The 26275-nt window shown below is 71.3% G+C and carries 29 protein-coding genes; 5 read left to right on the top strand and 24 right to left on the bottom strand.

The window, feature by feature from the left end:
* Positions 1-3: 3 nt before the first annotated feature.
* Both BI06_RS00260 and BI06_RS50115 read right to left on the bottom strand, forming a co-directional pair.
* Positions 4-594: a hypothetical protein gene (locus BI06_RS00260; RefSeq protein WP_043463483.1), complete on the bottom strand. Its 591-nt coding sequence runs from the start codon at positions 592-594 to the stop codon at positions 4-6.
* 62 nt (positions 595-656) lie between these two features.
* Positions 657-869 carry a hypothetical protein gene (locus BI06_RS50115; protein WP_043463480.1) on the bottom strand — a complete coding sequence of 71 codons (213 nt, stop codon included), beginning with the start codon at positions 867-869 and terminating at the stop codon, positions 657-659.
* A gap of 276 nt (positions 870-1145) precedes the next feature.
* Here BI06_RS50115 and BI06_RS00250 point away from each other — a divergent pair, with 276 nt between their 5' ends.
* The 4 genes from BI06_RS00250 to BI06_RS00235 all read left to right on the top strand — a co-directional run bounded on the left by BI06_RS00250 (position 1146) and on the right by BI06_RS00235 (position 4203).
* The gene (locus tag BI06_RS00250) at positions 1146-2258 is read left to right on the top strand and encodes a DUF6192 family protein (protein WP_043464028.1); all 1113 of its coding nucleotides are present in this window, start codon (positions 1146-1148) and stop codon (positions 2256-2258) included.
* Positions 2259-2261: 3 nt separating this feature from the next.
* Entirely contained in the window at positions 2262-2690 is a 429-nt protein-coding gene (locus BI06_RS00245; RefSeq protein WP_043463477.1) for a hypothetical protein, read from the top strand.
* 74 nt (positions 2691-2764) lie between these two features.
* Entirely contained in the window at positions 2765-3616 is an 852-nt protein-coding gene (locus BI06_RS00240) for an IS5 family transposase (RefSeq protein WP_043463473.1), read from the top strand.
* Positions 3617-3798: 182 nt separating this feature from the next.
* Positions 3799-4203 carry a hypothetical protein gene (locus BI06_RS00235; RefSeq protein WP_043463470.1) on the top strand — a complete coding sequence of 135 codons (405 nt, stop codon included), beginning with the start codon at positions 3799-3801 and terminating at the stop codon, positions 4201-4203.
* Positions 4204-4820: 617 nt separating this feature from the next.
* On the opposite strand, the gene BI06_RS00225 is transcribed toward BI06_RS00235, so the two are convergent.
* The 12 genes from BI06_RS00225 to BI06_RS00175 all read right to left on the bottom strand — a co-directional run bounded on the left by BI06_RS00225 (position 4821) and on the right by BI06_RS00175 (position 14061).
* Positions 4821-5339 carry a hypothetical protein gene (locus BI06_RS00225; RefSeq protein WP_043463463.1) on the bottom strand — a complete coding sequence of 173 codons (519 nt, stop codon included), beginning with the start codon at positions 5337-5339 and terminating at the stop codon, positions 4821-4823.
* A 21-nt stretch (positions 5340-5360) separates the two neighbouring features.
* Positions 5361-5690 (bottom strand): hypothetical protein, encoded by a 330-nt coding sequence (locus tag BI06_RS00220; RefSeq protein ID WP_043463460.1) that lies wholly within the window; start codon positions 5688-5690, stop codon positions 5361-5363.
* 50 nt (positions 5691-5740) lie between these two features.
* Positions 5741-6667 (bottom strand): N-6 DNA methylase, encoded by a 927-nt coding sequence (locus BI06_RS00215; protein ID WP_051740034.1) that lies wholly within the window; start codon positions 6665-6667, stop codon positions 5741-5743.
* Positions 6660-7592 carry a hypothetical protein gene (locus BI06_RS00210; protein WP_043463457.1) on the bottom strand — a complete coding sequence of 311 codons (933 nt, stop codon included), beginning with the start codon at positions 7590-7592 and terminating at the stop codon, positions 6660-6662. Before BI06_RS00210 ends, BI06_RS00215 begins: the two co-directional genes overlap by 8 nt.
* A gap of 254 nt (positions 7593-7846) precedes the next feature.
* Positions 7847-8761 (bottom strand): type I restriction-modification system subunit M, encoded by a 915-nt coding sequence (locus BI06_RS00205; protein WP_051740033.1) that lies wholly within the window; start codon positions 8759-8761, stop codon positions 7847-7849.
* 49 nt (positions 8762-8810) lie between these two features.
* The gene (locus BI06_RS00200; protein WP_033819383.1) at positions 8811-9275 is read right to left on the bottom strand and encodes an ATP-binding protein; all 465 of its coding nucleotides are present in this window, start codon (positions 9273-9275) and stop codon (positions 8811-8813) included.
* 208 nt (positions 9276-9483) lie between these two features.
* Positions 9484-10242 carry a hypothetical protein gene (locus BI06_RS00195; RefSeq protein ID WP_149030193.1) on the bottom strand — a complete coding sequence of 253 codons (759 nt, stop codon included), beginning with the start codon at positions 10240-10242 and terminating at the stop codon, positions 9484-9486.
* Positions 10243-10435: 193 nt separating this feature from the next.
* On the bottom strand, positions 10436-11863 hold the full coding sequence (locus BI06_RS00190) for a hypothetical protein (protein WP_055731091.1): 1428 nt from the start codon (positions 11861-11863) through the stop codon (positions 10436-10438).
* Positions 11864-11978: 115 nt separating this feature from the next.
* The gene (locus BI06_RS00185) at positions 11979-12293 is read right to left on the bottom strand and encodes a hypothetical protein (protein ID WP_043463452.1); all 315 of its coding nucleotides are present in this window, start codon (positions 12291-12293) and stop codon (positions 11979-11981) included.
* 78 nt (positions 12294-12371) lie between these two features.
* On the bottom strand, positions 12372-12569 hold the full coding sequence (locus tag BI06_RS47575) for a hypothetical protein (RefSeq protein ID WP_033819387.1): 198 nt from the start codon (positions 12567-12569) through the stop codon (positions 12372-12374).
* A gap of 127 nt (positions 12570-12696) precedes the next feature.
* Positions 12697-13530, bottom strand: a complete 834-nt coding sequence (locus BI06_RS47570; protein ID WP_158516352.1) for a hypothetical protein — start codon at positions 13528-13530, stop codon at positions 12697-12699.
* Positions 13531-13761: 231 nt separating this feature from the next.
* On the bottom strand, positions 13762-14061 hold the full coding sequence (locus BI06_RS00175; protein WP_233289959.1) for a DUF3263 domain-containing protein: 300 nt from the start codon (positions 14059-14061) through the stop codon (positions 13762-13764).
* A 290-nt stretch (positions 14062-14351) separates the two neighbouring features.
* On the opposite strand from BI06_RS00175, the gene BI06_RS00170 reads away from it, so the two are divergent.
* Positions 14352-15950: an ADP-ribosylglycohydrolase family protein gene (locus BI06_RS00170; protein WP_063794882.1), complete on the top strand. Its 1599-nt coding sequence runs from the start codon at positions 14352-14354 to the stop codon at positions 15948-15950.
* 79 nt (positions 15951-16029) lie between these two features.
* Here the strand turns inward: BI06_RS00170 and BI06_RS00165 are convergent, their stop codons facing one another.
* The 10 genes from BI06_RS00165 to BI06_RS00120 all read right to left on the bottom strand — a co-directional run bounded on the left by BI06_RS00165 (position 16030) and on the right by BI06_RS00120 (position 26188).
* A complete protein-coding gene (locus tag BI06_RS00165) occupies positions 16030-16830 on the bottom strand; it encodes a hypothetical protein (protein ID WP_043463446.1) in 801 nt (266 codons plus the stop codon).
* On the bottom strand, positions 16827-17324 hold the full coding sequence (locus BI06_RS00160) for a hypothetical protein (RefSeq protein ID WP_043463445.1): 498 nt from the start codon (positions 17322-17324) through the stop codon (positions 16827-16829). The genes BI06_RS00165 and BI06_RS00160 overlap by 4 nt, the downstream gene beginning before the upstream one ends.
* A gap of 292 nt (positions 17325-17616) precedes the next feature.
* Positions 17617-18249 carry a hypothetical protein gene (locus BI06_RS00155; RefSeq protein ID WP_043463442.1) on the bottom strand — a complete coding sequence of 211 codons (633 nt, stop codon included), beginning with the start codon at positions 18247-18249 and terminating at the stop codon, positions 17617-17619.
* Positions 18250-18358: 109 nt separating this feature from the next.
* On the bottom strand, positions 18359-19084 hold the full coding sequence (locus BI06_RS00150) for a hypothetical protein (RefSeq protein WP_043464011.1): 726 nt from the start codon (positions 19082-19084) through the stop codon (positions 18359-18361).
* 4 nt (positions 19085-19088) lie between these two features.
* A complete protein-coding gene (locus BI06_RS00145) occupies positions 19089-19622 on the bottom strand; it encodes a hypothetical protein (protein WP_149030192.1) in 534 nt (177 codons plus the stop codon).
* Positions 19623-19810: 188 nt separating this feature from the next.
* Complete coding sequence (locus BI06_RS00140; RefSeq protein ID WP_043463439.1) at positions 19811-20236, bottom strand: hypothetical protein; 426 nt, start codon at positions 20234-20236, stop codon at positions 19811-19813.
* 90 nt (positions 20237-20326) lie between these two features.
* A complete protein-coding gene (locus BI06_RS00135; RefSeq protein WP_051740030.1) occupies positions 20327-20833 on the bottom strand; it encodes a hypothetical protein in 507 nt (168 codons plus the stop codon).
* 23 nt (positions 20834-20856) lie between these two features.
* Entirely contained in the window at positions 20857-23148 is a 2292-nt protein-coding gene (locus BI06_RS00130; RefSeq protein WP_043463438.1) for a hypothetical protein, read from the bottom strand.
* Between the two features lie 8 nt (positions 23149-23156).
* Positions 23157-25802 carry a hypothetical protein gene (locus BI06_RS00125; RefSeq protein WP_043463433.1) on the bottom strand — a complete coding sequence of 882 codons (2646 nt, stop codon included), beginning with the start codon at positions 25800-25802 and terminating at the stop codon, positions 23157-23159.
* A complete protein-coding gene (locus tag BI06_RS00120) occupies positions 25802-26188 on the bottom strand; it encodes a hypothetical protein (RefSeq protein ID WP_043463430.1) in 387 nt (128 codons plus the stop codon). Before BI06_RS00120 ends, BI06_RS00125 begins: the two co-directional genes overlap by 1 nt.
* Between the last annotated feature and the right edge of the window lie 87 nt (positions 26189-26275).

The following is a 26275-nucleotide window of genomic DNA, read 5'->3' as shown; positions in this document are numbered from 1 at the left end:
CGCTCACGCGGCGGCCGGGTCGACGGCGGTTGCCGGGTCGGATGGGCGAGGCATGAGCAGGACCACCACCTGAGGCGCAGGGGAGTGCTGAAGTGGCGCGGCGGCGGCGTGATCGGTGAACAGGTCCCGTGCCGCTTCTTCGCTGGGTCTCCAGGCGATGGCCCGGCTGCGCCCCGGCTCGCTCAGCTCGAATCCGCCGTTGCACTTGCAGACGGTGCGGAACTGTCCCGCCCTGCCACCTGCGATGGCCTCGATGACCCGGCCGCGGTGCCCGTACGCCTCGACGTCCACGCGGACCAGGGCATCCATCTGTGCACGGGTGACCAGCCTCAGCCGGTTGCAGTGCTCGGTGAGGACGTGCCCGTCGTTCTCGCTCACCACCTCGGCGAACCAGCCGCCCCGCTTGAAGACCTTTGTCACCCGACCGGAGTCCGTCTGCTCGAAGAAGTCCTGGACCGCGAGGTGTCCTACCCGCACCGTGCGGCCGGTGGCGTCCACCGGGAGCTTCCAGGGCTCGGCGCCGGACTGGAGCAGCGACTGGGCCTCGTCCGTGTCGGGAGTGACCGGCTCGAACGCGGTGCACGCGGGAAACAACGGCTGGAGGTTGGGGCCCTTAGTACCTGTGTCTGAACCCCCCTTTTGGGTAGCCTGGAGCCCTAACCTGGGCTGGTGTCCGAGGGCAGCGGGCCGGTTGGCGAGCGGAAGTGCGAGGGCTGCGGCGTACGGCTGAGGCCGGGGTCGCGGCCCAGCGCGGTGTACTGCTCGACCACGTGTCGTGCCAGGCAGTGGCGGGTGGACCAGCGACTGCGGAAGCGGGTGGCGGCCGAGATCAGCGGCGCCGGCCGGGTGAACTGCCCGGAGTGCGACACCTGGTGGGTGGCCGGGGTGGATCGGCGTTCGAACGCCGTCTACTGCTCGCGGCGGTGCGTGATGAGGGCCTGGCGGGCCCGACACGAACCGTTCGGCGAACGGTCACAGTGACCGTTGAACGAACGGCATAAGTGTTACTAAACGGTCAATTCCGTTCATCCGCAGGTTTTTGTTGTGATCATCACATCTCGGGCCGGACTCTGCTGCACGGAAGCGGGCCGGTCCCGTCGCGGCCAACGGCCGCGTCCGGTCTGCGAGTTGGTGGTGTGATCCACATGGCTCAGGAGATCGCGGAGAAGGTCGGCTGCGTCAGCGCCAGCCGATACGAGGAGATCGTCGCCGAGCTGCGAAAGCTGGTCGAGACGACCACCCGCGCGCAGTTCACGATCGGCGACTACGCGCTGGAGATCGAGCCGATGCGCCAGCCGGGCGGCTCGGCGCCGGCGGACGAGCTGTTCTCCGTCGAGAAGTCGCTGGTCAGGGTGGCCGACGACATCGGCCTGTCCTACTCGCAGGTCAAGCGCGCGAGGTGGACCGCGTCCAGGTGGCCCCAGGAGCGCCGGCAGCGCGGCGTCTCACACACGGTCCACGAGATCCTGGCCGGGATCGCGGACGAGCAGGAGCGGTTCGAGACGATCCTCAACCCGCCGCAGCCGCGGGGGAAGTGGACGCCGGACGAGGCCAAGCGCCGGGTCGGCCGGCAGGTCGAGCGCCCGGTCACGCCGGAGGAGAAGGTCCGCGCGATCCACACCCTGGCCGCGTCGGAGGAGGTCGCGGCGAAGGTGACCGGCGACCTGCTGCGGCGGCCCGAGGTGATGGCCCAGGTCGAGCCGAAGGACAAGGTGCGGGCGGTCGAGGAGCTGACCCGCGACGACCAGGTCGCCGCCGCGGTTGCGCCGTCGTTCCTGCGGCGGCCGGAGGTGGTCGCCCGGGTCGCCCCGGCCGAGAAGGTGAAGGTGGTCGAGGAGCTGACCCGCGACGACCACGTGGCGGCGGAGGTGACCACCGGGCTGCTGCGGCGACCGGACGTCGCGGCCCGCGCGATGGCCGACGACACCGCCCGCCACCAGGTCAACCATGCGCAGGTCGAGCGCGGCCGCCAGGCCCGCGAGCACTTCGAGCAGACCAACCCCGTCGCGCCGGCGATCCGCCAGATCGATCGGACGGTGGAGTTCCTCGACCTGGTCACCGCCTGCCACGCCTTCGTCGCCGCGGCCGGCCGGGTCGTCCCCGGCCTGCGCGACCGGCAGCTCAGCGACGACGAGAAGGCCGTGATCAGGGAGAACTGCGCGCGGGTGAAGGCCACGCTCGACTGGGTCGAGACCGCGGTCGACACCGGCAAGGTCGACATGGACGGCGAGCTCGCCCGCCTCCTCCAGGGTGAGTAGGCGATGCCACGCGCTTCCAAGCGCAGGTCGCCCTCTGCCGAACGGCACGCCGACACCGTCCGCAAGGTGCTGTTCGAGGCCCGGCCGGCCGGGCTGGCCTTCGACCAGCTGAGCCGGGCCTCGTCGCTGAGCCCGAGCCAGGTTCGGGCGGGGCTGGCCTGCCTGCGCGACATCATCGCCGAGCGGGGCTGGCCGCCGCTGATCTGGAGCCGGGCGGACGGCTACAAGTTCTGCTCGGACCCGACCGAGCTGCAGGCTTACGAGGTCGCGGTGATCCGCGAGAAGCTCACCGAGTTCCGCCGGTTCATCACCGGAGTTGTCGCCCCGCATGCCGTTCTGCAACCGAAGGGGCGGTGGGTCAAGCACCTGGTCACCCAGCTCAACTCGGTGGAATCCACGCTCGAAATGATCGCGGACTACAGCGACGTCTGACCGTCACCGATCCTCCGGGCCCGGCCGCCTTCGGCGGCCGGGCCCGCCAACTGCCTGTCTCTGAAGGGGAGTCCGTGCGCCGCCGCTGCTATCCGTCGGACACCTTCGACGACGAGTGGGCCCTGATCGAACCGCTGCTGCCCACCCCGGCCTGCGAGACGAAGGCCGGCGGGCGCCCGGAGAAGCACCCGCGGCGCGAGATCGTGGACGCGATCCGCTACGTCGTCGACGCCGGCTGCAAGTGGCGCGCGCTCCCGAAGGACTTCCCGCCCTGGCGGACCTGCTACGGGTTCATGGCCCGCTGGGCCGCGGCCGGCGTGATCGGGCGGATCCGCGACCAGCTGCGCGAGCGGGTCCGCCGCGACATGGGCCGGGCCCCCGGAGCGGTCGCCACCATCATCGACTCGCAGTCGGTGAAGGCCGCCGAGACCGTCGGCCGCGACTCGCGCGGCTACGACGCGGCCAAGAAAATCAACGGCAGGAAGCGGCACCTGGTCGTGGACACCAAGGGCCTGCCGCTGTTCGTCATGGTCACCCCGGCCGACATCACCGACCGCGACGCCGCGAAGGAAGTGCTGTTCCGGCTGCGGCTGATGCACCCCGAGATCACCATCGTCTGGGCCGACTCCGCCTATGCCGGACAGCTCGTGACCTGGGCGAAGAAGTACCTGAACCTCACGATCAAGACGGTCAGCCGGCCCAAGGACGCCAAGGGGTTCGTCGTCCTGCCCCGGCGCTGGGTGGTCGAGAGGTCCCACGCCTGGATCATGCACGCCCGCCGACACGCCCGCGACTACGAACGTCTCGTCCAGCACTCCGAATCGCTGATCACCTGGGCCGCGATCACCATCATGACCAGGCGCATCACCCAGCGGCAGTCCCGGCGCAAGGGCCAGCCGGAGCCCCGCGAAGCCCAGCGGGACTGATCGTTCTCGGAGTCGGTCCGCCGACCGACCCCCTGACCACCCGAAGAACCGGCCAGACCCACTCTCCCACGGCCCCCGATGGCCCGTCAGCGGATTCGCCAGCGCCACGGCCGGCACCTGGCTGATGATGTGATCCATCCGGCGCCGAGGGTGAACCGGCCGGCCGGGGGAAGGGACCGCGCATGGAGATGATCAGCGGCACCGGCCTGGGCGGCCATCCCTGGCCCGAGCTGATGCCCGACCGCCGCCCGGTCCTGGTCGTCCCCGCCGCACCCGGCCGCCTCCTGGTCCTCGAAGACGGCTGGGCCGACCGCGACACCGCCACCCCGGAGCTGACCGCCGGCCCCGACCCGGCCTGGTCCGCCGTCCTGGACGACCACCGGCTGACGATCCACCGTCCCGGCGGCCTGACCTGGTTCGACGGCGACATCGCCGCCACCCGCGAGTGGCGCCGCCAGGTCCGCGAGCACCGCACCCTGCTGCTGATCACCGGACCGTTCACCAGCGTCTTCGACTTCCGGACCACCGCCGCGGCCGGCCAGCTCTTCCTCCTCACGACGCCGATCCGGCTCGCCAGCGGTATCTGATCCGAGGGTCCTGTTCGATTCCTGGCCCGGCAGAACGCTTCGCACACCCTCGGAAACAGGTACTTACGGGTCTTGGACCTCTTGCGCTCGCACTTGAGGTTGTCGCCGTGTGCGGATGGCCGAACGTAGAGGTAGGCGCAGCCACCGCACGTGGCGGGCACGGTCGTGAGGAGCGGGAGCCCGGTGGCGGGGTGGACGTCGCGGTCGAAGTCCATCCGCGCGCTGCCGCGGCCCAGTGTCCGTGGCGGGCGGTCGAGGTGCATGTCGTCTCTCCGATTCGGTTCAGGGATGTGGGCCCGCTGCGGGCCAGAGGGCCGCGCAGGCCAAGCGAGTGCAGCGGGCGGGGGCGGCCACCGTCGCGGCGCGGACCAGGGAGGAGTCCTCAGCCAGCGGACGGCCGCCGTCGCAGGCCGCCATGACGGCGCCGTGGGCCAGGCCGTAGCCAGTGACCGCCATGTGCCGTACAGGGGCCCGGGCGTCGGACTGCGGCACGGCCGCGATCGGTCCGGCCAGCGGATCCCCACCGCGGGTGAGCAGGCGCCTGGCGCGCTCTCTGGCCCGGTAGGGCGGCGTGGGCTCGGCACGGTACATGCCGAGCTCGACCGTCGCGGGGCTTCTCACTGCTGCGGGCTGGTGCGGCGAGGGGAAGGAGCCTTGAGGCAGCCGGACCCGATGTTGACGAACTGGCGGCTCCAGGGCCGTCCGAGTGCGAGGTGGAGCCGGAGGGCGGCGTCGGGGCGGTGTGCGTCGCGGGCGAGGATGGCGAGTACCTGGGAGGCGGAGAACAGCGGTGACACCGGGTGGTCCTCGGACGGCACGGCGGTGCGAAAGTCGCCGAGGCGGGGGTGGTTCATCCGCAGCACGCCGGGGCCGCTCTCGCTCGCGCCGCCGATGACCGCGAAGCTGGCCTGCGGCGCGGCGCGGCGCAGCGTCTCGTAGAGGTCGTGGATCTCCCCGGGGTCCAGCTCGGCGTCGGTGCCGTCGCTGCCGAGCGGCAGGCACCGCACTGCGGGGGAGCGGAAGTGCTCGGAGCAGGGGAGGCTGTACTCCTGGTCGTCGAGGGCGGCCAGAAGCGGCTCGACCTGGGCAGGCGGGCAGGAGGCGAAGACGAAGCTCAGGGGCATGTCGCCGGACATGGGTCTCCGATCTCGGTGAGGTCAGCGTCCGGACTTGCCCATGGGCTTGGGCTTCGTCAGGCCGTTGGCGGGGCCGGGCGCCGCCGGGGGCTTGCCGGCCGGGATCGTCGAGGAGGTGGGCGGTGTGGCCTTGGATGTGGCGTTGGCCGTACCGGATGGGGTGGCCGCCGCGCGCACCAGGCACGGACGGGGGGCGTAGTCGGGGACCATGACACCGCCGGGCATCGAGACGGTGGGGCACGTCGGAGGGCCGGAGGGCTGCGTGGAGCAGCTGGTCAGGGCTATCGCCCCGGCGACCACGGCGACGGTCAGGAATGCGGGCGACTGGCGCATGACGAGTCCGATCTGCAAGCGAAGGAGAGGTGAGGAGGACGCCTCCTCATGACTAATAAGTTACAGCACTATGCGTTGTTGGGCAAGCTTTGCCGTGCCGGTCGGGCGGCTCGCAACTGGTGCAGCAGAGCATCGCGCCGACCGGTGGCGTCGCTGTGTTCGGCGGCGGCGCGCTCCAGGCCGCTGTCGGGCGTGGCGAGTGCGTCGGCTGCGGCGATCAGAACGTCGCTGCCCAACCTCCAGATGACGCTGTTGGCCGCGAGGACCGCAGCTGCGAGCGGATCCAGTTCCACGCCGACCCAGGACTTGCCGGCTGGGTCCTGGCCTTCGGAGAGCATGTGACGGGCGGCGGCCCGCCACATGGCACCGCTCCCTGCGGCCGGCTCCCCGATCACCTGGTCTGCGGGGGCGCCGCCGACGTCCAGGATCTCGGCCATGAGCGTGGTGACGGCTGCGGGCGTGTGGAACTCCCCGCGGCTCTGCTTGTCGGTGTGACCGCGCAGTTGCTGGAGCAGGCGTCCGAGGATGTCGCCGCTCAGTGCCCGCTCGTGGTCGCCGGCGAGCTCCAGGAGGCCGGTCCGGATGCAGGTCTGGACGACTACCAGGGCGCCGTGCTGCTGCCACGGCTGGGGGGCGTCGATCCAGGCCCGCAGGGGTCGGGCCCGCTCGACGATCGCCGGCCGCGTCCACCACAGCTGCTGCCAGGCGCGGTCGAGCAGTTCGGTCATGGCCGCCGGGGACAGGGCGGCGACCTGTCCCGCGAGGGCTCCGGCGGTGGCGTCGAGGACGGGCAGGACCGCGGTGATTGCCACTGCTCCGATGGCCACCTCGATTCCGGCGCCGCCGGTCGTGGCCAGCCAGGCGTCGCGGACGCTGTCGGCGATCTTCCGTGCGTGTTCCGCGCCGTCCTCGGGGATGAGCAGGCGCCGGGCCTGGGCGGACTGGAATAGAGGGAGGCGGGCGACCTCCGCGGCGGACAGGGCGAGGTCAGGCATGAGGACTCCGTTCGAGGTCTGTCGGCCGGTGCCCGGCGGCCGGAGCCGGATCGCCCGTGTTCTGAGCCGGGCCGGCTCCGATCGCGGCTCGTTCCGCGCTGCGCGGGAGCGTGGTCCGGTGGGCGGGCGCTGGCTGCAGGGTGTCGACGTGGCGGGCACGCTCCAGCCAGTCGCTGCGGATGGCTGCGGCGGCTGTGCTCGGGCCTTCCAGCCAGCGCGGGCCCAGCTCGGCCAGAGCGGTGGCGGCGGCGGTCTCGGCCTGGCCGTGGAGGAAGGTGCCGGGGTGGACGAGTTCCACCGGCACGGCGCGCCGGCCGGTGGCTCCGGCCAGGGCCTGGCTGAACTCCCTGCGCCAGCGCTGGACCGCCCCAGGCTGCTCCTGGGGGGTCATCAGGTACTCGGCCTGGTCGAGGGTCTTGAGCTGGCGGCGGTAGAGGGCTCCACCTGCGGCGGAGAGGCGGTCGAGAGCGGCCAGCGCGTCGGGGAGGACCTCGGCGAACGCGGCAAGCGCCTCGGCTTCTCCCTCCAGCTCAAGGTCGGTGCGACCGCGGCCCGCCCTCATCTCGATCCGCTCCCGGGTGCGGCTGGTGGCCCGGAGTGCCCCGTTGACCACCTCATGGCCGGTGTCCTCGGTCCAGGTCTTCGAGACTGGGTGGCGGACCGGTGTCAGCTTGAAGTAGTGCGCGAGGCTGATGGCCAGCTCGCGCCTGTCGGGGCCGCGCTTGGAGGTGTCGGAGAACTCGAAGCGGGCGAAGCTGCCCGCCGCGTTACTCCGGATGAGGCCGATCTGGCGGACCTGTGGTGGTCTCTGCCGGGTCGCCGGAGCGCGCGCGACAGCGAGCTGTGTTCCGGGCTCGTCGCTGACGAGTTCGCCTTCGAGGATCTCGGTGTCGGGGTTGTCCTCGTACTGGTCGGGTGGGGGCATGTCTGCTCCAGGGGTCTGGCCGGCCGACACTGGCGTTCGGGTGCGGCGGAGCGCCTGCCTGCGGCCTGGCGATTAGTCGGCTGCGGCGCGGCGAGTGCTCGGTGGCCATCGGTGCGGCCGGAGGTAGGCGTGCGCGCTGGTGGAGCGCGTGGAGGAAGGGCCCGTGCCGGGGCGGAGCCAGGATGGGCGCTGACGGTGCCGCCGCCTCTGGCCTGTTGGGCGGCGGCACCGTGGGCTGTACTGCGAGCCGTGGGTCAGCCGGCCATCGCAGCGTCGAGGGTCCGGACGGCCGCGACGGCGGATGCGTGGCCGAGGAGCTGGTCGCGGTGGGCGATCAGTTCCGCCTTCTCCCGGGCGGCCTGTTCGGGGCCGTCGCCCTCCATCAGGGTGTCACCGGCCCAGACGAGGGTGTTGGGGCCGAGGTCCCAGAGAATCGCGTTGGCGGCGGCGACAGCGGCCGCGAGCGGGTCGAGTTCGTTCAGCACCCAGTGGTGGTCGGCGGGGGAGCGACCGTGCTCGCGCAGCCGCTGGGCCATGAGACGCACCATCGCGCCGGTCCCGCTGGTCGGCTCCAGGAAGGACTGCCCCGGGACGACAGCGTCCATGTCGACGGTGATCAGGCGGGCCATGAGGGCGGCCATGTCCGGCGGGGTGGGGAACTCGGCGAGCGCGCGCTGCTCACCCCTGGAGCGCATCAGGGCGACGACCCAGCCGAGGAGGTCGGTGTCGCTGCGGAAGTAGGGGTCGTCGTCGCCCACGAGGTCGAGCACTCCGGCCTTGAGGACGGCGTGGGTGACTGCCCTGACAGCGTCCACGTACCGGGCGGCCTCGTCGTCGTCCTGCAGCCAGTCGTGGAGGGGACGGGCGCGGGTGGCGAGGTCGGGGCGCAGGACCCACCACCGGGTCCAGGTCTTGCGGTAGACCTCGGCGAGGGTCTCGGCGTCCAGGCCCATGACCCAGTCCGCGTAGCGCGGGGCCTGCTCGCCCTTGAACGGGAGGACAGCCAGGCTGGCGACCACACCGATGGGGATCTCGATGCGGTTGCCGCCGCGCTCGCTGTGCCACGCGGAAACAGCGGCCTGCGCGATGGCGTAGGCGGCTTCGTCGCGGCTGCCGACGGCGCGGTAGTGATGTCCCCCGATGACCGGCTTGGGGAGGGAGTTGTACATGGGGTGACCCTTCGTCGAGCGGTGGCTGGTGGGTGTGGGCGCTGGTGGGTCAGCGCACGGTCGGGACCCGGCAGTGGACCTGCTTGCCGGTTGCGGTGTAGTGGGTGCGGCGGTGGGTACCGAGCGTGTCGATGAGGAACAGGCCGCGTCCGTGCTCCGCGTCGAGGTCGGCCGGGCCGGGCCGGTGGAGCCGCGGTGCCGGCGGACCGGCGGTGGGATCGGGGTCCGCGACGACCAGGCGGACCCCGTCCTTGTCGCGGATGACGGAGACCGATGCCGGTGCGTGCGGGCCGAGCGCGTTGTGCACGTTCGTCAGGAGCTCTGTGAGGATCAGTTCGACGCTCTCGACCGCGTCGGTGGGGACGTGGCCGCTGAGATGCGTGCGGGTGGTGGCGCGGACCCGGGCCAGGACGGGGGCGGTCACCTCAAGGTGGAGGCGGAAGCCGGCCGGCTCGGGCAGGAGGAACCAGCCGGGCTCGGGGCGGGCGGTGATCGGGGTGCGTGGTGCGGGCATGGCGTACCCCCAGGAATTGGATCTTGCGGGTGTGGTCCACCCGGGCGCAGTGCGACCCGGGAAGCAGTGCCAGCGGCCATCTGCATCTAATAAGTTACAGCATCAATCTTGAATGGGCAATGTAAATCCAGGATTCCGAGGCCGGGGTCTGCGCGATGATTCCCGGCAGCGTGGGCCGTCGGCTGTCCGGCGGCCCACGACGTCGGGTCTACCGCTGCTCCGACTCCGGAGGAAGGCGTCGGTGTTGCGGCCGCGGCCCGGCTGGATCGGACATCAGCTCCGACAGCCGGCGCGCAGCACCGCCGCGCACCACCTCGGCACCGCGCGCCGGATGGCAGGCCTCGTCCAGGGTGAGCAGCTCGGGCAGAGCGGGCCGGAGGTCGACGCCCTCGGAACCGAGGACGTCGGGGCTCAGCCCGCCGCTGGGTTCGGCACGCCCCCAGAAGGCCGCCTGAGGCTGGTGGTCCAGGTCGATGAGAGCGACCCGCTGGCCGTACTGGTTCAAGGTCGCCGCCAGAGCGCTGGTGGTGCGGGTCTTGTCGCGCCCGCCCGGCCGGATCCGAGGGAACAGGTCCGGCAGAGCAGTCCGCCGCGGCCCGCCGATCGCCAGCCAGGTGAGCTCGCCGCTCAGTCCGGTGGCTGCCCGCAGCCGGTTCAGGACCGGTTCGTCGAGACCCCGGGCGAGCTCGTAGAGCCTCGCGGACGCCGAGTTGCCCGGCTCAAGGCCCAGGAGCTCCATGGCCCGGTGCACACCGCAGCCGAGGTGGCCGGCGACGCGCCGCACGTATACAGCGATCGGCTCGGCAGGGGCCGGGCGGGGGCAGTCGACAATCAGTGCAGGGAGATCAGCTTGCGGGCCCGAGCGAGTGGCGATCGCGGCGCGCGCCTCGGACAGGCTGACTCCAGGGTTCTCGCGCTGGTAGCGCCGGACAGCGCGCTGATGCTGACGGTCTTTGGGATCGGTCACTGGTCGTTTCCTTGTCCGGCCGCTGCCCACACTCTTGCGGCCGAGGAGAAGGCCATCAGTCGATCCGGATTTCTGCGCGTGCGAGTCTGCGACGTCTTCGTGGCCCCCGGCGGTGTGGGCGCTGGGGGCACGGGCGTGGCACGGTTGCCCAGACCAAGTTACCGCCTGGCGCAACCGTGCCACCACAAGCCCGTCAGTGAGCGGCGGCTGCCTCCCGCGCCGCCGTGCGGACCGCTACGCCGCCGCGGCGGCCGAGGCCGTGGAAAAGACGCAGCACGTCGGGCAGGTCGATCTGGCCGTTGGCCCGGCGATACATCGCACCCGCGGCCACCAGTTCGTCGAGCAGGGCGTCTCCGCCGGCGTTGCGCGGGCCGACCGGTGCACCGGGTGCCGACGGCCTCCCGAGAAGCGTGGTCTGGCGCCACCGATCGAACACCGCGTCAGGGACGAGGGGGACCTGCAGGCCTTCCAGCGGGGCAAGGGCGTCGTGGATCCAGGGAGCGGTGCGGGCCAGTTCGCCGGCCCGCACACGGGCTCCGGCGATCACAGCGGCCCGGCCGGCGGTGTGATGGATGGCGCGCTCGTGGCCGGGCAGCGTGTTGGCGGTCTGCTCGGCCGCCGCGGTGAGAGCGGCGAGGAAGGAGCGCGGTGAGACACGGCCGACGGCGTCCTGGAGGTGGCCGGGGAGCCAGTCGTAGAGGTTCCCGCGGCGGGGGCTTCCGTCGACGTGAGGGTCGGCGAGCTGGTCGAACAGGGTGCGCTGCGCTCCCGGATCGGAGCGCAGGGCGGAGGGGGCGGTGAACTTGCCGTCCTGGTCGAGCTCCCATCCCGGGTGCAGCGCGCGGAAGGCGGAGCCGGCCGGGCCGGGGTGGTTGCCGAGGAGTTCGAAGGCCAGGCCGTACAGGGCGACCCAGCGGTCGGGTGCGTAGCGGTCACGGCCCCACGACAGCTCGGCGGTGCGGGGCGCACGCCGGCCGGGCGCCCTGCTGGCTCCCAGGCCGGCGAGCACGTCCGGCCGCACGAACACCTTGAGGCGCACCCTGCTGAAGTGCTGCCGGCCGACCGGCGCGTCGGCGAGAGCCCCGTCGAGTTCGAGGAGCGCCCGGAGGTGTTCCTCGACCGCGGCGCGGTCGGTGTGCAGCATCTCCAGGCCGTCGAAGAGCACCAGGACGTCGCCCTGGTCCTGCTCGGCGCAGCTGGTCGCGAAGCGCTGGAGGGCGCCGGGGTCGGCGGCGACCCAGTTGCAGCGCTCTGCCCACGTCGGGTAGTCGGCGGCCTCGGGGGCTCCGACGGCCGTCAGCAGGACGGCGGTCCACAGGTGGAGCGGGCGTACACCCGCGCTGATGAGGCCGGCCACGGTGGCCGGCTGGATCCCGGAGCGCTCGGCCCCTGCGGTGTGGCCGGCGACCACGCGGGTGCTGGTCAGGCGCGGAAGCCGGTAGGAGCGGGCGATGAGGTGCCGCGAGGCGGTGTCGGCAAGCGCGGTGCTCCAGAACGTCTTGCCCGCCCCCACGGCACCGGTGACCACGGAGGTCTCGGCGACGAGGGCCGCCCTGAAGCCGGCCGCGGTGTACAGGTGAGCCTGCTGGGAGTCCGCAGTGCCGGTCAGTGCCTCGCTCATCAAGGCCCGAGCCTGCCGTGCGGGGAGCTCGATCACGGTTGTCCCTTCGTGTCGGTGTGCGTGCGGGGTTCGGGCCGGCGCGGCATCGGGAGGGCGGCGCCGCGGCGCCCTGCGGTCAGCCGGCGGAATTGCGGCGCTCGCGCTCCTGGTCGGTGACGATCTCCACCGCCGTCACGGTCCTGCCCGGGTGGCCGGCCCGCGCCAGGAGCTCGGTGCCGAGCGCGACGGCGCGGGACGTCGCCTCGACGATGCCGACGGCGTCCACGCTGAGCACGAGGGCCAGGTGGCCGGTGTCGGTGGTGGTCGGTGTGCCGTGGTGGGCCTGCACCAGCGTGAACAGGGTGTCGTGGAGCTCGTCGTCGGGGTCGGTGACGTCGAACTCGATGAAGGCGCTCCAGCCGGTGCCGGCCTGCTGCGCGTTCGTGGTCATGGTGGTTACCTCCTGGGCGGACGGGTGATGGTGCAGGGGGTGGGGCCCGCCGGTTTCCCGGCGGGCTGTCCCGGAGTGCTAGCGCTTCCAGACGAACCCGGCGCGCCTCAGAGGTGCGATGGCGTTCTTCAGGGCACGCGAGTCGGACGGTGTCCCGGCAATTGTGGCAAGCCGCAGTCCGGCCTTTCGCACTATCAGGTGGCCCTTGCTGGACCGCTCGACAGTGAAGCCCTGCTTCGTCAGAGCCCGCTCAAGATCGCGTACTTCCTTGTTCACCGATGCCCTCCCTGGCGGCGGGGCACCTCGCCCCTTCATGTAATAAGTTACAGCATATGGAGTCGCTGGGCAAGAGTTGAAGGAGCGTGGCCGCACCAGCGGTCACATGCGCGGGGGAGATTCGGCGTCAGCTGGGCGCCCCGGGTGCCGTCCTGATGATCTGCAGCCACGCGTCGTGGGCGGCGGCCGGAAGGATGATCGGGGGAACCTTCGCGCTCCGGCCGAAGCACACGGGACAGGTGGTTGTACGCCCGTCCCGCACCGCAGTCAGATCGACGGCGCGCTCCAAGGTGGCTTCACACAGCGAGACCACCCCTCCGCCGCTGGTCCAGGAGGCGTCGAACGCCAGGTGGACCCGATCGTCCGCCGCGGCCCGGCCCGCGCCTACTCCACCGGCGGGGCCCGAACCTGCCACAGCTGCCAGCACGGGCGGCGGTGAGCCGGCCCGCGACGGCGCCACCTGCGGGTCACCGTGCTCGGGAGTCGCCGGGCTGGCCGCCGTCACTGGCCGGCGGCGGGGTCCACCACCCAGCAGTCCAGCTGCCCGCCGAGCCTCCAGCCAGTCCGCCGCCAGAATCGGTTCGGGGTCCTCGGGGATCGCGATGTAGTAGTCGAGAACCCCGCCGAGCAGCCGCGCCAGAGGGTCACCGAGCTCGAACGCGTGATGCTGGGGCTGGCCCGCCTCGTTGAGCGAGTGCGCCCGACGCTCGTACGCCGCGTAGTAGGTGAACGAGGTAACGGCCAGGCGGTCGATGACGGAGCTCAGGACCGGGCAGGCGAACAGGGCGAAGGCGGCGCAGGGCGGGTGCATGGCCGGCTCAACGAACACGGGCGACCCGACGCCCGCAACGAAGACCGGCGGTTCCCCGCCCAGGGCCAGGTCGCGGCCGCACGCGCTGCACAGCCGCTCCTGGATCTGGCGCCGCTGCGCCACCGGGCACTGGTCGCCGAACGACGGCACTCCCTCCCCCTGCACGCAGTCGCAGGTGAGGTGCGGACCGAGCTCGTCCGTGAACCGGAGCTGCATCGGCACGTCCGCCCCGGGAGCCCTCCAGGGCGTGTTGGCGGGAATAGGGGCGCCGGCGCGGGTGCGGGGCCTGGCGGCGAGCAGGTCCGGGATCGGGATGGAGTGCCACTGGTTGGACAAGGCTCTGATCTCCTCTGGCTGGGGATGGGCGAGGTGCGGCGGGGGTCAGTACCCGGACGTGCTCTGGCGGGCGGCGCGGGAGGCCTCACGCGCGGCCCGGAGGCGGTTGACCATCACGGGGTGATGGGCGAGGGCCCGCTCGGTGTCGAGCAAGCCGTTGAGCAGCTGGTAGTAGCGACTCGGCGAGATGCCGAGTTCCTGGCGGATCGCGCTTTCCTTCTGGCCGGCCGTGATCGGAGGATCGGCGGACCAGTGGCGGGACTCGAAGTCCAGAACCGCACGCTCCCGGCCGGAAAGCGCGATGGGCCCGGTGCGCTCACTGGAGAGCTGCTTGGAATCGGTCACGTGGTTCTCCAGTCGTTGGCGGTCCCGCCGGGGCGCGGGTGCTGCGAGAGAGGGGAGGGTGTTCCGGATGGCGGATGACCACATCCGAAGACTCAAATAAGTTACAGCACAAACTTCAATAAGGCAACTTGTATTCGTCTCGTTGACGATAAGTGGTCGAGTGTGCCAGCATGATGCCCAGCGAGCCCCCGGGGTGAGCGGAAGCGCCGCAGAGCGCCCCGCCCCGACGCTCCGCTCCCCTCAACACCATCCGCCCGCTTCGGCGCGGCAACCACCGACCCGGAGGCACCATGTCCCACCCCACCCGTGCCCAGGCCCGCCGCCCCGCCGTCTCCCTCGGCGAGGTGGCCACCGCCCGCGCCGCCGGCGTCCTGATCGGCGCCGCCGTCGGCGACGCCCTGGGCGTGCCGTACGAGTTCGGCAGCGCCCCGCTGCGCCTCGACCAGCGGCCGGCGATGATCGGCGGTGGCCTCGGCCCGTACGCTCCCGGCGAGTACTCGGACGACACCCAGATGCACGTCTGCATCGCCAAGGTCGCCGCCACCGGCGTGGATCTCCGGGAGCCCGAGGCCCTGGACGCCATCGCGGGCAACTTCCTCCACTGGATCCGCAACGGCGCGAGCGACCGGGGCGCGCAGACCAGCTCCGTCCTCTCCGCGACCGCCCGTGCCGCCGGGACCCCGGGCACCGCGATGCGCGACGCCGCCGCCGCCTACGCCCGCCGCAACCGCCGCTCGGCGGGCAACGGGAGCCTGATGCGCACCGGCATCGTCGCCCTCGCCTACCTCGGCGACGTCGAGGCCATGGCCGAAGCCGCCCGTACCGTCAGCTCCCTCACCCACGCCGACCCCCTGGCGGGCGACGCGTGCGTCCTGTGGTGCTCCGGCATCCGTACCGCCGTCCTCGACGGCAGCTTCGACGGTGTCCGGGCAGGTCTGGCGCTGCTGCCCGCCGATCGCCGCGAGCAGTGGGCGGCGTGGCTGGACGAGGCCGAGAACAACCCGCCCCGGCGGTTCAACCCGAACGGGTTCGTCGTGTCGGCTCTCCAGGCCGCCTGGTCCGCCATCACCCGCACCCCCGTCCCCGACCACCGCCCCGAGCACGGCTCCTTCCGCAGCCAGCACTTCACCTACGCCCTGGAAGCCGCCGTCCACGCGGGCAACGACACCGACACCGTCGCCGCCATCGCGGGCATGCTCCTCGGCGCGCGCTGGGGGATCGGCGCGATCCCGCTGCCCTGGCAGCAGGCCGTTCACGGCTGGCCGGGCCTCACGGGCCCCGACCTGATGCGCCTGGCGGTGCTCACGGCCCGGCAGGGCCGTGACGAGTACAACGGCTGGCCGTCGGTCGCCCGCATCCCCGCCACCTACAAGTCCGGCCCGGCCTTCCGCGTGGTGCACCCGGACGACGACGGGGTGCTGCTGGGCAACCTCCCCCTCACCCAGACCCCGCAGGGCGTACCGGTGGACGCCGTGGTGTCCCTCTGCCGGGTGGGCACCGACCCGATCCTGGCCGACCGCCCCGTCGAGCACGTCCAGGTGTGGCTCGTGGACCTCCCGGATGCGAACGCCGACATCGACTACGTCCTCGACCAGGCGGCCCGCGAGGTAGCGCGCCTTCGCGCCGAGGGCAAGCGGGTGCTGGTCCACTGCGTCGCCGGACGCAGTCGCACCGCCGCCGTCGCCGCCCGCTACAGCACGCTGCGCAGCGGCAGGCGGCCCATGCGGGCGCTGGAGGCCGTCCACCGTGCCCTTGGACGCACCTGGCGGCTGCCGCACAACCCCGACCTCTACCAGGCGGTCTTCCGCCTCGCCGGGTACCAGCCGCAGCCGTGGCCGGGCCACCGGCCGATGGTGAGGCGGGACTGGAAGTCCCCTACCAACTGGTAGCGAGCAGCCGGAACGCCAGAGGTGGCGGTGGCCACCCCCGATTCGGGGGTGGCCACCGCCACCTCTGGCGTTCCGCCCTCTACCCTCGGGCGATCTTGCGCTGGGCCTCGGCCAACGCGTTGACGGTGCTGCGCAGGTAGAGGGGCTCTTTCACATCCGGGTGCCGGCCGTCGCCCGGCGTGCGGTCGGGCGTGATCCGACCGTTGGTCTTCAGGTTGTTCATGGTGTTGCGGGGATACGGCTTGCCGCGGGCGAAGTTGCCGACGATGACGCCGGCCTCCGTGAGGGTCAGGTAGTCGTCGGGGTTGCCCTCCGGCAGGACACCGATCAGCGCCGGGTTGCCGGGCTCGCTCTCGGTGCGCTTCCGGCCTTGGCCGCGCATGCCGCGGCCGGGCCGGTTGAGCAGGAACGTGTTGATGGTGCGGCGGAACCAGTGCGGCTCGTAGACCTGCGGCTCCTGGCCGTCGTCGGGTTGACGGTCCGGCTCCGGGACTTGGCCGCGGGTGACGTAGCTGCGCATCGTGCTGTCGCCGAGCGGCTTCCCGCGCGTGAAGTTGCCGAAGACCGCGCCGAACTCCTTGCGGTTCAGCAGGTCGGTCGGGTTGCCGCGGGGCAGCTTCGCCAGGAGCTCCTGCTCAACGGCGTCGGTGCCGTGGTGGGCCTGGAGCCACTGCAGACGGTCGTGGGCCTCGACGTAGGCGTCGACCGCGGCCGCGTCGTAGAGGAGTTGGGCGGCGCCCCTGGACTGCTCGGGGGCACGCTCGGAGCCGACTGCGTCCGGGAAGTCGGGGTCGGCGATCCATTGCTGCAGCAGGCCGGGCTGGATCTCGTAGGTCTCCTGGATGCCGGCGCGGGTGGTGGTCCCGGCTTGGATGCTCATTCGGACTCCGCGTCAGGGGTGGAAGTAGGGGTGTCGGGGTGTCCCGCAGGGCTTGCGGGTCGGCTGCCGGCGGGCAGCTTGTGGGGCTCGAGGATGTACGCGTAGACCGTCCGTCGGTACCAGCGGGGTCCCCGTACAGTCGGGGCCTTGCCGTCGTCGGGGCGGCGGTCGGCTCGGGGGACCTTGCCGCGCGCCTCGTAGCTGCGGATGGTGATCTGGGGGATCGGACGCCCGCGGGTGAACTCCAGGAGGCTTCCGAACTCCTGGGCGGTGAGCAGGTCCTCGTCGTCGCCCTCGGGCAGGCCCAACGGGTTGGGGTCGGTCTTGGTGGCGGCCCAGACCGCCGGGTGGTGCGCGCGGACCCAGGCATCGACCAACTCGGGCCTGTACCGCCGGGTGCCGGGCTCAGGAGCGGGGAAGGTCGGGTCCGTGGTCCACCGGCGGGTCACGTTGGCCGTGACCTTGTACTTGCGGCTGATGGCCGGCCGAGGCATCGGTTGGGGGCCGGCGCCTGCAGGGATCACGGGAGTTCTCCAACGGGCTCAAGAGCCCTGGAAGGGCCTTCTGGGGACTCGGGCCCGAGTGGACCGGAGGGTTGTGCCGGCTACCCCGGCACAGGAAATAGAATACAGCGCAGTATGACGAGGTGCATCGTTCTGGTCCAAGTTCGGCCAGAAGGTCGTCAGTGGCGCAAACGCCGAAACGCCCGCTCCTGGGGAGCGGGCGTTCCTGGCTCGTGGTGGTCGCGGTGGGTGGCGGCGCGGCGGGCCGCCACCCACCGCTTGGTCACTCGCTGTCGGTGCCGGTCTCGTCCTGGTGGACGAGGTCGAGGAAGGCGATCTTGCTCTCGTAGTCGGACGCGGTCAGCTCCAGCCCGGTGATGTTGGCGCGGAGGGTGGCGAGCTTGGCGTGCAGTGCGGCCTTCACCTCCGGGGCGCGGAACTTGCTGTACGCCGTGGTCAGCGCCGTGTGCTCGGGCCGGGCGAGCCAGTGCTTGACCAGCGCGCCGACGATGTCCCCGGCCCGCTCGCCCGTCTCCTCACCGGCCGAGTGGGAGTGCGAGTGCGTGGGGTGGCTGGCGACCCGCGAACGGAACCACCGCCCGTCCTCGTCCGTGATCTTGTTCGGGTTCAGGATCGCGCCGCCGACCAGGTACGGCCCGTCGCCCCCGATGGTGGGCACGTTGGTCCGGGCGTGGCGGTCGTTCAGGTCCCCCTCGCCGAACTGCACGTAGACGCGACCCGGCTTCGGGTCCGTGCGGTGGTCCGGGTGGATCACGACCGAGCCCATCGGCAGGACCTCGCCGGTGCGCTTGACGAGGCTGGTGGCGTAGGTGGAGCGGCCGAACTGGTCGTCGGTGATCTCGACCTTGAGCACGCGGCCGGTGGGGGTCTCGATCGTGGCGGTGGTGGCAGACATGACGGTCCCTTCGTGGGTTTGCTGGGGTTCTGTGAGGGGCTGTCGCCCCGGGCTCACATCTAATAAGTTACAGCACTTTGAGTCGCTGTGCAACTCGGATTGGGATGGGTCAGGAGGTGAGGCCGAGGTTGGCCCGCTTGGCGGCCCGTACGAGGCTCTTCTCGGCGTCTATCGCGCGCTGGATCTCACCGAAGGTGCGGTCGCCCTGCAGCTTCTGGAGGTGCTTGATGTTGTTGGCCGGCATGCCGACCTCGATCGCCTCGCCCGCGGCCACGAGGTCGGACGGGGTGTTCGAGACGTAGCCGGCCGCGGCCACGGCGTCCTCGGTGGGGAAGACCTCCGCGTGCGGGTCGAGGGCCAGGTCCAGGAGCCGGTCGTGCTTCCCGCCGAGGCTGTAGCGCCAGCGGAAATTGGCCGGCGCCTTTCCCTCGACGTGCCTGCGGAACATGACCACCTCCTTCGTGTAGGTGTAGAAAAGGACGTCCGGGGCGGTCTCCATGATCCGAAGCCAGCGCTTCAAGTAGTCCGCCGAATAAAAGTCTCCACTATCGTGCAAGCGGACGCTCTTGCGGAAATAGCGCTTGTGGGTGAGTTCCTCGATCATCGCCGCCTCCCATTCGTCGGGGTGGTCCATGACGAATGCCAGCGTACGCGTGTGGGCTGCCAGAACATTGGAGAAGCGGTATGCGCCCGCCCTTGCGTAGCAAAGCGAAATGCAAGCGGAAGCGCTGGGGCAGACGTTGACTTCCCTTCCGTCGGGAAGCAAGACCTTCTCGGCGGGAAGCGTGAAGTTGTAGACCCCGATCCTCCGGAGCTGGGAATTCTGCGTCAGCATGAACTTACGGGCGGCCATCATTCCCCTTGTATTCGTGTGTATCCGGCGTCGGCTGATTGCCGGGGCAGTATTCGTGAGCGCTGGTGCAGGCGTGCACGCCGAATGCGGTGATGCCGCCCGGCTGGCGCGCGAGAAGAGCGAATGCCTTGGCGAGGGCGGTCCGCGAGGCGGCGCGGTGGTTTCCCCCGAACTGGAGCTCGTCGCCGTAGCTGGTGATGAGCTCGACGCACCGGTCCCGCCCCGCCTCCAACTGCTCCGGGGTCGCCCCCTGCTGCTCGGCGATCATCAGCGGGACCAGGCCGAGAAGGAAAGTGCGGAGAAGCTCGGGGTCGATGGGGCTGTTGCGGAGGGTCGAGGGGACGATTTCCGCGGTCACGACCCGCCCGAACGGGCCGTGGGGCCGAGCGGCGTGCACCTCGGTGCGGTTCGGGGTGCCGCTCGCCTCGCGGGTCGCGGGCTCGGGGATTCGCCGGCTGTCGGCAGTCGTCGGGCCTCGCGCGCCGGATCTCCGGCTGTTCGAGGTGGGCTTCGTCGCCATGGCGCGGCGGCCTTTCGCTGGATCGGTTCGGCGGGGCACGGCGGCGCTGGAGCGGCGCCCGGCTGGGCCTGGGCGGCTCGGGGGGCTCCCCTCCCCGGCGGCGGGGGCTCCGGTGGGGCCGGTCGCCCTCACATCAAATAAGTTACAGCATTCATCGGCGTTGAGCAACTCACGGTGCTGTTGGTGGGTCAGGCCGCGCTGAGGCTGCCTACGGTGTCCAGCACGTGCTGCGCACGATCGAAAGCGATCGCCTTGTGCCCGTAGGAGGGCCAGCCGATGTGCATGACCTCGTGGGCGAGGGCCTGGTCGGCAGCCCGCCGAGTGCCGAGCGCCGACAGGTTCAGGTAGACCAGAGGAACCGGGAGCCGGGCGCCGCCCGGGCCGAAGTAGGCACGTCCGATGTCCCCGGCGCTGAGCTGCTCTCCGGTCATCCGGGTGTACAGACCGGCCTGGGTGATCAGGTGGAACCTGACGCTCGCGGCCGTGCTGAACAGTCGCGCCCGGTCGCGGAGCCAGCTGGCGGTCGGGGCCTGGACCGCCTCGTCGGCGGCAAGGGGGCTAACGAGGGCCTCAGTCCGGGCTGTGGTCAGCGGATGACCGCGGTGGCTTCCCATAACTCCTCCTTGCTGCTGTCGAACGGATGTGGTGGCCGGCGGTTCGCCGGCCACCACATCATCCCAGGGTCCCGTTGAAAGAGGTGATCCTCAGGAGTAGGCGGTGCCAGTCCAGGAGTCCGCCGCCAGCCGGTCCAGTTCGGCCTCGTCGTCGGCGCTGAGCCGACTGACGAAGTCGTCCCAGCGGCTGAGCGTCTCGAGCTCCTCGCCGTCGGCCGCTTCCACCCGTGCGCCCTGCCCCTGCTCCTCGTCGCCGAGGGGTGCCAGTTGGAAGGACACGGCGCCGTCGGCTCCGACCTCCACCCGGTCCCAGACCAGCGCCCTGCGGCGTGCCACGTTCAGGTTGTAGTCGTACAGCGTGGGCACGTCCGGGTTCGGGCTGCCGCCCACTATGGGCCGCAGCCACAGGAGGTTCGGCTGGTCGGGGTCGATGCGGTGGTGTCGAGCGAGTGGAGCCCGGAACACCTCGGTGCCGTCCGGATCGGTCACGACGAGTTGGGCGCCGGCGTCGTCGTGGTCACCGCTGGCGCTGTGCCGGCCGGCCACGAGGTCCTCAAGGGCGTTCTGCCAGCTGTCGGGGGTGGTGGTGGAGGTCATGGATCTGCCTTTCTGTGCAGGGGTCACTTGCCGTTGTAGATGACGACGTCCTCGACGGGCTTGCCGTTGAGGTGGGTGATGCCGCGGGAGGCGAACAGGGCCAGGACGGCGTTGCGCTCCGCGGCGCTGCTCGCGATCGCCCGAGTGGGCGCCTGCTCGGAGTAGAGGTCGGCCCCGTTGCGGAGCATCACCTCGTTGCTGCCCGAGGTGAAGTTGGCGATCTTGTAGGGATCGCGGGTCTGTCCGTGGGTGCTGTGGCCGCCGTGCGGGTTCAGGGCACCGAAGTGGTCTCCGTCGTAGGCGTAGTAGTCCGCGCGCTGTATCAGGGTGCGGGGGTTGTCCCAGATGAGGCGGCCGCCGGCCTTGCCTGCCGAGCTGGTGTTCGCGACGCGAACGAAGGCGTAGTTGGCGCCGCCGGTCTTCTTGTCCGCGCCCTCGCTCATGCCGAGCCCGCCGCCGATGCCCATCACCGCACGACGCTCGGTGGACGCGAGAACCCCGGTGGCGAACACGTCGACGAGGCTGCCCTTGCCGATGTTGTGGATGAGGCTCTTGCCCTTCCACGCCGCGTCGAACTGCTCGGGGGCGCCGGTCACGTCGAACCGGTTCCACGACGACCACCCTGCGGAACGCGACGGGGTGGGGTCGTACCCGGAGCTGGCGGCGAGGGCGGCACCGTCGGCGAAGCCCGTCGCCTTGGCGACGGCATCGCGTAGCACGGTGACCTTCTTCGGAAGGACCTTGTGCGCGGCCTCCATCTGGAGCCGCTTCGCGAAGGCGCCCAGCTCGGTGGCGTCCAGCCCGATCGCCTCGTGTGCCCGTTCGTGGAAGAGCTCCTGTACCTGCAGGTCCTCCAGCGCGTGCGCGGTCTCGAGGGCCTGCTGCACTCCGCTGTTCTTCGCCAGGCCCTGCGCGGTGATGTTGGCGTGCAGGTACGTCAGCTCGCCCTCGGGCGCCTTCATGGCCCGGTTGTTCAGGTGCAGCTGCTCCAGCCGGCCTACAAGGTCCTGGCCGTGGCCGGCCCCCGCCGGGGCGTGGATCTCCAGCTGACCGCGCATGGAGTACTCCGTGGTCGCCGGGTCGTTGCCGGCGTACGGCCGGTACACCGCGCTGTAGCCGTCACCGAGGTCGATCGCGTACTCGATGCCGTTGGCCTTCGACCGGGTCTCGCCGTCCCACGAGGTCGTACCCGTGCTCTTGTCGATCGTTGCCTTGATCCGGCTCGCACTCCGCTTGGTGGCCTTCAGGAGGCCGTCGTCCTCCCCCTCCTCGGGCGGCGCCGGCACGTACTCGGTGACGGTGGCCATGCCGGTGTGCAGGTACGGCGTCACCATCGGGATCTTGCCGCCCTCCAGGTACGGCAGGGCCTTCGGGTTCTCCATCCGCTCGCCGATCGTCGCGAGGTGGCCGGCGTAGTACTGCGCCATGGTCTTCTCGTCGTCGGTCAGAGCAGGGTTGTCCAGCACCGCGCCGACAGCCTTCTGGGCAGCCTGGTACTGGGAGAGCGTCTTCGTGGTCATCTCCTCTCCGTGCTTCAGCTTCCCGTTGACGCCCTTGGCGGCAAGGCCCACGAGCTCGGCGAGCTTGTGCTGCTCATCCATACCCAGGCGGCCTGTCACCTCCTTCTCCACCTGGATCGGCACCAGCTTCGGCTCCCCGGCGTCGAGCGCGTCCAGAAGCTTGCCCTCCGCGTCCTCGCTCAGGTGCGCGAGCAGCACTTCGCGTGGCTCGTCGGAGCCCGTGTTGTACGAGATGAGGGTCGCGGTCGAATCCACCAGGTCAGAGCCGCTGATGAGCGCGGGCACCCCGGCGGCAACTCCCACCGGCGGGGTCGTCGGCACGGTCCACAGCGGCGCCTCCTCCGGCTCGTCCTCCTCCTCTGCGTCAGCCTCGGCGCTGTCCAGTTCGAGCGCGAGCTCGGCCTCCGGTATGGCCGCACCCTCGGACTGCGGCTCGACGTGCTGCTCCGCGGCTGGGGCGTCCTCCTCCGGCTCGTCCTCCTCCTCTTCATCGACAGCGCCGGCCGCGCCGCCGCCCAGTTCACCGCCCGCCGCCTCGCCCTTCGCCGGGGCCGGACCGATCTCGGCAGGCGGCGCGGCCTGTTCCAGCACCGAGGTGAGCTTCTCCTGGACCAGATGCTGCAGGTCGGGAGGCAGCACGGGGCCACCCAGGGCGCTCATGTCGAGCAACTCCGCCGTCGCACCGGTCGGTGGCGGGCCGCTGGCAGCGCCGGCCGGGGCGGGCAGCTCCGCCACCTCGGTGGCGGTCGGCGCCACGGCGTATGGCTGGTGGCTCGTCTTCGAGTTCGTTCCCATGCGTCCTCTCAGCTCCCATACTTCAGAGCGGCCCCGGAGGGCAGCTTCATCTGCTCGGTGTAGAAGTCCGCGAAGGCGGTGCGGAGCCCGTTCTTGCGCTCGCACGAGTAGTCGAGGAACGCCTCCGCCACCTGAGCGGTCGTCACCTCGGCAGGCTTGACTCCCAGCGCCTTGGCAGCACGCTTGCGCATGTGGGGCTCCCAACGGACCTTGGCCGCTGCGCCCTCATGCGCTGTGGTGTGGAGCACCGCTCGCCACTGTGCGTCCGGGATCGACTCGATCTGCTTGATCACCGGGTGGGCGACCGCCGGGTCGATCTTCACTCCCGGAGCAAGGCCGCCGCTCTGCGACGCCAGGTACGCCTTCTGGTGCACCGGCATGTACTGGCTGCCGGCGGGGAGGCCATCCGGGGTCCACCCGACCTTGAGCTCGTCCGTTCCGAAGTACTTGAACGCCTGGCCGCGGTCGATGGGCGACATCCCCCCGGACGCGGTGCGCAGCATGTTCGCGGCGTGCCCGTCATGATCGCCGACCGCCCACGCGACGACGTGGTTTCGGACCACGCTGTCGACCTCGGCCTGGCTCCACGACTTCGGGCTCGCGCTGAGCTGGCTTGCGCCGCTGACCATCGGCTGGATGCAGCCCTTCTTGCCGCCGATCTCCTTCTCGTAGACCGGCACCGTGGCCACGCCGCCCAAGTGGGAGATGTGGGACGCCGCAGCCTCGGCGCTGGCGCGGGCAGCCGACGCGGACGTGTAGTGCTTGAACATCCACTGGCTGCCGTCGGGCGCGGTGTGCAGGGTCTTCGGGTGCGTCCCGCCGATGTGCGCGGTCTTGCCGGGGCCGAAGTCCGTGGCCTGGATCTGCGCCGCATCGACCCGCGCGGGCACGTCGGACTTCGTGGCCTGGGCCTGCTGCAGCGCGGCCACCAGAGCCTGGTGCTTGGCCGCGAACGAGCCCGCCGGATGCTGCGCCTTGGGCGCCTTCGGCGTCGCCGGCACTGCGGCGGGTGCCGCAGGGGCTGCGCCCGGTGCCGGTTCACCAGCAGCGGCGGGCTTCGGCTGCGGGCCGGCGACCGCCGGTGCCGGCGGGGGCGGAGGCGTCGGGGGAGTGGCCGGGCTCGCCAGGACCGAGGCGAGCTTGGCCTCCTTCTTCGCCTGGTGCGCCGCCTGGGCCGTCTCCAGCACCGCAGCCTTGTCGAGCGAGGGGTCCACGTGGGCCGCCAGGTACGCCTGCACTGAGGCCCGGGATGCCATGAGCGATGCGGGCATGCCGAGCTTGTCCGCGACCTGGCGCAGCGGCCCGAGCGGCTGCTGCTTGGCCCAGGCGGAGAGCTCCTTCTTCAGCTCCTTCGGATCCACCTGGTGGGAGGCCAGCAGACCGGGATTGGTCATGCTCAAGTCGTTTGGGTGAGGGATGACCTCATGGATCCAGCCCTGCGCCGACTGCTGGAGGCCGTGGAGCGCGCCGGCGTTCGCCACCCAGCCGGCGACCTTGTCCGGAGCGGCCAGCCCGTCGTGAGCCAGCGCGGGCAGGGCCAGGTGGGAGGACTGGTCCGGCTTGGCCCAGGTGTGACCGTCGAGCGCCTGGCCGAGGGCCTCCAGCTGGCCCTTTCGCTCCTGGGCGCGCTCGCTCAGCAGCGCCCGCTCAGCCTCCGGGGTGCTCGACCGCACCAGGGCCAAGAGCTCGGCGGCCTTGAGGTGGTTGGCCTCGTCCTTGGTCAACTGCCCGGACTCAACGGCCGCCTTGACCGCCGGCGCGACCATGTACGTGTCGAGACCGCCGCCGGACAGCGCCTGGTCGGTCGTCAACTTTGCCGTCGCCTGCAGCTGTGCCAGAGCCGCGCCCATCTCGGGTGACTCGGCTGTGGCGACCTTGTTCTCCGCCGCAACGAGCTCGGCCAGGGCTTGCGCCTGCCCGGGGCCGCCCTTGGCCGCTGCGTACGCCTTGGCCGCGGCCGACCAAGAACTGACAGCGGCGTTCACCTCGGCCGGCGACGCTGTCCACGGACCGGGCGGACCGGGCGCCGCCGGCGCCGGAGTGCCTTCCAGCGCATGCAGGTCGGCGAGCGTCAGCCCACCGACCTTCTCGCCGGCGACCAGCTGGGCGTACCGCTTCGTCGCGGCCGCCTGGATCTTCGCCTTGGAGATGATGTCCTGGTCGTAGGCCGGGTCCAGCCAGTGCACGAGCGGGTGCTGGCCCTTGCCGGACATGCCGACCAAGGCCGGATGCTCGAAGCCCTGAGCAGCGGCGATCGCCTGCAGCTCCTCGGGGGTGAGCTTGGACAGGTACTCGAGCGACTGTGCCTTGATCGCCTTGAGGGTCTCGTCGAGGACCTCTTGCGGTGCTCCGGCCTCCTTCATCAACGCCAGCGCTTCACGCTGCGCCTTGATCTGCTCGGCGAACTGCTCGAACTGCTCCACCGGGTCGTCAGGCACGTCGATGAGCGGCACGCCGTCGTCACCGTTCTCGTCGAAGCCGCCGCCGTTGCCGATCAGCTGCGCCAGCTCGGCAGCTGCGGCGTAGACCTGCTGGGCTGCCTGAAGCTCGGGAGTCTCGGACTGCTGCGCGCCGGTGGGCTCCTCTGGGACTTCGCCCGGCTCGGCGGGGGCGACGGTGTACGCCTGGTGGCTGGTCTTGGAGTTCGTGCCCATCAGCGCCGGCTCGCTGCAGTGAGGGCAGGGATCGACTCGCCGAGGAGGACGTCGAGGACGATCTCGGCGGCGTGGGGCAGGTCGAGCGCCTCGCCGGGGACGTCGGCCGCGACGGCGGCGCAGGTGCCGTCCTCGCGGGACCAGCGCTCGACCTGCTCCGGCGTTATGGGGCCGTCCAGTCGCTCCCGCCACGGTGTGGCGGCGTCGTAGGTGAGAGGCACCCAGGCGATGCAGGACGGCGTCGGCGCGTCCGGCGCCCGGTCGAGCGCAAGGACGGCCACCGGGTCGACGGGGGCGCCGAGCGGGCCGTGCCACACGAGGAGGACCCACAGCTCCCAGCTGTGGGTCCCTTCGGTTGCTGCGGTGGATTCGTTGTTCGCCGGCATCGAGACTCCTTCCAGGTTCTGCACCTAGAAGCCGCGCGGGCGGGCTCGGTGTGACACAGGCCAGGAAGAAGTTCGGGCCGCCGGGCG

Origin of the sequence: Kitasatospora sp. MBT66 (assembly GCF_000710405.2) — a bacterium.
GTDB lineage: Bacteria > Actinomycetota > Actinomycetes > Streptomycetales > Streptomycetaceae > Kitasatospora > Kitasatospora purpeofusca.
This window is presented reverse-complemented; position numbering and strand designations above follow the sequence as displayed.

What these genes read in the sequence shown, in the direction of transcription:
- BI06_RS00250 (WP_043464028.1), top strand. Translation starts at nt 1,146, where the DNA reads ATGGCTCAGGAGATCGCGGAGAAGGTCGGCTGCGTCAGCGCCAGCCGA.
- BI06_RS00245 (WP_043463477.1), top strand. Translation starts at nt 2,262, where the DNA reads ATGCCACGCGCTTCCAAGCGCAGGTCGCCCTCTGCCGAACGGCACGCC.
- BI06_RS00235 (WP_043463470.1), top strand. Translation starts at nt 3,799, where the DNA reads ATGGAGATGATCAGCGGCACCGGCCTGGGCGGCCATCCCTGGCCCGAG.
- BI06_RS00225 (WP_043463463.1), bottom strand. Translation starts at nt 5,339, where the DNA reads ATGTCCGGCGACATGCCCCTGAGCTTCGTCTTCGCCTCCTGCCCGCCT.
- BI06_RS00215 (WP_051740034.1), bottom strand. Translation starts at nt 6,667, where the DNA reads ATGCCTGACCTCGCCCTGTCCGCCGCGGAGGTCGCCCGCCTCCCTCTA.
- BI06_RS00210 (WP_043463457.1), bottom strand. Translation starts at nt 7,592, where the DNA reads ATGCCCCCACCCGACCAGTACGAGGACAACCCCGACACCGAGATCCTC.
- BI06_RS00205 (WP_051740033.1), bottom strand. Translation starts at nt 8,761, where the DNA reads ATGTACAACTCCCTCCCCAAGCCGGTCATCGGGGGACATCACTACCGC.
- BI06_RS00200 (WP_033819383.1), bottom strand. Translation starts at nt 9,275, where the DNA reads ATGCCCGCACCACGCACCCCGATCACCGCCCGCCCCGAGCCCGGCTGG.
- BI06_RS00190 (WP_055731091.1), bottom strand. Translation starts at nt 11,863, where the DNA reads ATGAGCGAGGCACTGACCGGCACTGCGGACTCCCAGCAGGCTCACCTG.
- BI06_RS00185 (WP_043463452.1), bottom strand. Translation starts at nt 12,293, where the DNA reads ATGACCACGAACGCGCAGCAGGCCGGCACCGGCTGGAGCGCCTTCATC.
- BI06_RS00170 (WP_063794882.1), top strand. Translation starts at nt 14,352, where the DNA reads ATGTCCCACCCCACCCGTGCCCAGGCCCGCCGCCCCGCCGTCTCCCTC.
- BI06_RS00165 (WP_043463446.1), bottom strand. Translation starts at nt 16,830, where the DNA reads ATGAGCATCCAAGCCGGGACCACCACCCGCGCCGGCATCCAGGAGACC.
- BI06_RS00160 (WP_043463445.1), bottom strand. Translation starts at nt 17,324, where the DNA reads ATGCCTCGGCCGGCCATCAGCCGCAAGTACAAGGTCACGGCCAACGTG.
- BI06_RS00155 (WP_043463442.1), bottom strand. Translation starts at nt 18,249, where the DNA reads ATGTCTGCCACCACCGCCACGATCGAGACCCCCACCGGCCGCGTGCTC.
- BI06_RS00150 (WP_043464011.1), bottom strand. Translation starts at nt 19,084, where the DNA reads ATGCTGACGCAGAATTCCCAGCTCCGGAGGATCGGGGTCTACAACTTC.
- BI06_RS00145 (WP_149030192.1), bottom strand. Translation starts at nt 19,622, where the DNA reads ATGGCGACGAAGCCCACCTCGAACAGCCGGAGATCCGGCGCGCGAGGC.
- BI06_RS00140 (WP_043463439.1), bottom strand. Translation starts at nt 20,236, where the DNA reads ATGGGAAGCCACCGCGGTCATCCGCTGACCACAGCCCGGACTGAGGCC.
- BI06_RS00135 (WP_051740030.1), bottom strand. Translation starts at nt 20,833, where the DNA reads ATGACCTCCACCACCACCCCCGACAGCTGGCAGAACGCCCTTGAGGAC.
- BI06_RS00130 (WP_043463438.1), bottom strand. Translation starts at nt 23,148, where the DNA reads ATGGGAACGAACTCGAAGACGAGCCACCAGCCATACGCCGTGGCGCCG.
- BI06_RS00125 (WP_043463433.1), bottom strand. Translation starts at nt 25,802, where the DNA reads ATGGGCACGAACTCCAAGACCAGCCACCAGGCGTACACCGTCGCCCCC.
- BI06_RS00120 (WP_043463430.1), bottom strand. Translation starts at nt 26,188, where the DNA reads ATGCCGGCGAACAACGAATCCACCGCAGCAACCGAAGGGACCCACAGC.